Origin of the sequence: Ruegeria sp. HKCCD7296, assembly GCF_013110775.1 — a bacterium.
Taxonomy (GTDB): Bacteria; Pseudomonadota; Alphaproteobacteria; order Rhodobacterales; family Rhodobacteraceae; genus Ruegeria.
This window is the reverse complement of sequence record NZ_WVRF01000037.1, coordinates 1-1,680: the sequence shown is the minus strand read 5'-3', so window position 1 is coordinate 1,680 and position 1,680 is coordinate 1. Positions and strand designations below refer to the sequence as shown.

Genomic DNA, 1,680 nt, shown 5'->3' with positions numbered 1-1,680 from the left:
GTGATGATGTTCTGAGGTAGCATCCTCCGCTTTCAAAAGATGACAATGCTTGAACGTTGTCTTAACCTCGCTGCATGAGAGCTCGCCTTGCTGTGATCTTGATGGCCGACCTGGTCGGCTACACGTCCGCAATGGAGGCGGATCAGTCGCTCACAATCGAGCTGGTCCGAGACCTCCGTGATAAATTGCTGGAACCAGAGGCCATCCGAAGAAGCGGCGAAATACTGAAGCGTATGGGTGATGGATGGATAATCGCCTTTCCTTCAGTATCAGCGGCAATCGAAACCGCTCAGTTTGTGCAGTTGGCCTTGGTCGACCATGAGAAAATCAGGCTTAGGATGGCTGCGCATCTCGGGGAAATCGTTCAAGACGAGGCCGACATATATGGTGCCGGTATAAACATCACCGCACGCCTGCAAACCGAGGCTCCACCCGGTGGTGTAATGATCTCCGAAGACCTTAAGCGGCAGTTGGACGAAAAGCTTTCAGCGGGCTTCAGCGATGCGGGTAGATTCGATTTAAAGAACCTTGCCAATCCTGTGAATGGGTTTCAATGGCGGCCCGCCACACAGCGTGAAATTGAACTCACCGAATTGCCTTCCATTGCAGTCGAGCCGGTGAAAAGTGCTCCCGAAACGAGAGAGACGCTTGAGGTTTGCGCTGACCTGCAGGAGCAGCTGGTTCACAGTCTTTCGCGCCGCACTGGAGTGCGTGTAATTGCAACAGATTCAACATCCGAGACCAAAGCGACTTACAGCCTGAGGTGCAGGTTGCGCTGCCGGAAGAGCGAAGCAAGGATATCGTCCAGCCTTACCCGGTTGGGAGATGGACAGGTAACCTGGTCGCGCTTCTTAAACGGAGATTCTGAGGATTTGTTTGAATTAAGCGACCGGGCTGCAGAACAGCTGTCGGACGAATTACGTCTGCAGATCAATGCGTTTGATGGTGACCGACTTAATGACATCCCAGACGATCAATTGAGCCCTAGTGAGTTGAGATCCCGAGCGGCTATGCTGTTTTACCGTGCCACCGTCGAGGACTATGATCATGCGGGTAAACTACTGGAGCGAGCGCTTGGACTTGATCCCGAGAATGGGTCTGGGCTTGCAATGTGGTGTGAAGCCAAACTCTACCCCCTAGAAGCATGCTATCGCGAGGCTGATCCTGATTTGCGTGTGCGGATCATAGAGTCTTCGAACAAGGCCGTTCAAGCTGCGCCCCGCTCTGACTACTGTTGGTATACGCGGGCACAGGTACGCGCGCGCATCGCGGGTGATCTGAATGGCGCCCGAAAGGACATTGATAGGATTTTCCGACTCAATCCCAGCTACGTTTTGGGTATGGAGGCGAGTGGTTACACAGAAATCATTGCCGGCAACTGGGAAGCTGCTCGGAAAAGTTTAGCGAAGGCCGTGGGTCGTTCCGGCGAAGATCCTTTTCTTCCGTACCGGCTTTACCCCCTTTCGATTGCCCACATGATGGCAGGTGATAAGCAACGTGCTATCGAAGCTATTTCAGACGCGACTGAAATGCGTCCCTACTGCAGACACTTCTGGTTAGTGAAGTCGTGGATACTCAGGAAGTCGGGAATGCCCTCGAAAGCTGAAACTGCTGCAGAACGTGCTGAAGCGCTGTCAGAAAAAGCGGATATCCTCGCACAAAATCTTCATCTGCCTGACC

The 1,680-nt window shown here is 53.1% G+C and carries 1 protein-coding gene; it reads left to right on the top strand.

Going from position 1 to position 1,680, the window contains the following annotated elements; genetic code table 11:
* Window positions 1-101: 101 nt before the first annotated feature.
* Window positions 102-1,680: hypothetical protein (locus GS632_RS21945; RefSeq protein WP_171728260.1), on the top strand; the 1,579-nt coding region annotated here is incomplete at its 3' end.